At 54.0% G+C, this 1,401-nt stretch carries 2 protein-coding genes; both read left to right on the forward strand.

Features of this window, described 5'->3' with window-relative positions; all coding sequences use genetic code 11:
• The first annotated feature begins 29 nt into the window (after positions 1-29).
• Entirely contained in the window at positions 30-611 is a 582-nt protein-coding gene (gene rpsE, locus ABYT07_RS21120) for a 30S ribosomal protein S5 (RefSeq protein ID WP_176250641.1), read from the forward strand.
• A gap of 2 nt (positions 612-613) precedes the next feature.
• Entirely contained in the window at positions 614-802 is a 189-nt protein-coding gene (rpmD, locus tag ABYT07_RS21125; protein ID WP_008226433.1) for a 50S ribosomal protein L30, read from the forward strand.
• Positions 803-1,401: the final 599 nt, after the last annotated feature.

Raw genomic sequence — 1,401 nt, forward strand, 5'->3', positions numbered from 1 at the left:
CTTGCGCCGTACCAAAAGGATGATGCCGCATGGCAAGAGATGACAACCGGGGTGGCAATCGCCGCAACCAGCGCGAAGAGACTCCAGAATTCGCCGACCGCCTAGTGGCGATCAACCGCGTTTCCAAGACTGTTAAAGGTGGTAAGCGCTTTGGCTTCGCCGCACTTGTAGTTGTTGGCGACCAAAAGGGCCGCGTCGGCTTTGGTAAAGGTAAAGCGAAAGAGGTTCCTGAAGCCATTCGTAAAGCCACAGAGCAAGCCAAGCGCCAGATGATCCGCGTTCAGCTGCGCGAAGGCCGCACACTGCATCACGATATGGAAGGCCGTCACGGCGCCGGTAAAGTGGTTATGCGGACAGCACCAGAAGGTACCGGTATCATCGCCGGTGGTCCAATGCGTGCCGTTTTCGAAATGCTGGGCATCAAGGACGTTGTGTCCAAGTCCATCGGTTCGCAGAACCCTTACAACATGATCCGCGCTACTATGGACGGTCTGCGTAAAGAATCTTCGCCTCGCTCGGTCGCACAGCGTCGCGGCAAAAAGGTGGCGGACATCCTGCCAAAGCGTGAGGACCATGTTGAATCGTCCGCACAAGTCGCTGAGGAGGCATAAGCATGGCCAAGACTATTGTAATCAAGCAGATTGGTTCGCCAATCCGCCGCCCCGCTGACCAGCGCGCTACGCTGATCGGTCTGGGTCTGAACAAAATGCACCGTGTTCGCGAGTTGGAAGACACACCTTCCGTCCGCGGCATGATCCGCAAGATCTCTCACATGGTTGAGATCGTCGAAGAAAAGGGCTGAGGTGGTGGTGGGGTTCACCCACCCTACCAACCTACCTTGAATTGAGCGCCTCGCAGGCAACTGCGGGGCGTTTAGCGTTTCCCGATAGATACTTGATCGAGAGGTTTTTTGCTCTTTGTATTCAGAACTGGCTTTGGATAAATACGATGGTTTTGGAAAATACGAGGCTCACTATACAGGATTGCAAAGTTGCCCTTCATACTCTTGAGGAGGATTGCTTAGACCCGGCAACTTGTAGAGTGAGGTGGATCGGAGCGATCTGCCTGCTTAGGGCTGTAGGGTTCGTTTTTTAGACGAAGGCCTGCAAAACCCGCATCATAATCGATATATCAACGAGGCATACAAGCGTTGGCATGGTGAAGTTGGTCGCATAGTAGCTGCATCACTCTAAGTTTGTTTTATCGTTCTGCCCTGTTGATAGGCTTGACCCACCCACACCCCATCACCTATACGCCCCCAGTGGCCACCGTTGTGCCACAGGAATCATGAAACGCCGCGTTTGACCGCTCCCGTCGCTGGGGGTCACATCCGGCAAAAGGAGAAGCGACATGAAACTGCATGAACTTTCAGACAACCCAGGTGCAACGAAACCACGCAAG

The organism is Sulfitobacter sp. (assembly GCF_041552635.1).
Classification (GTDB): domain Bacteria; phylum Pseudomonadota; class Alphaproteobacteria; order Rhodobacterales; family Rhodobacteraceae; genus Sulfitobacter.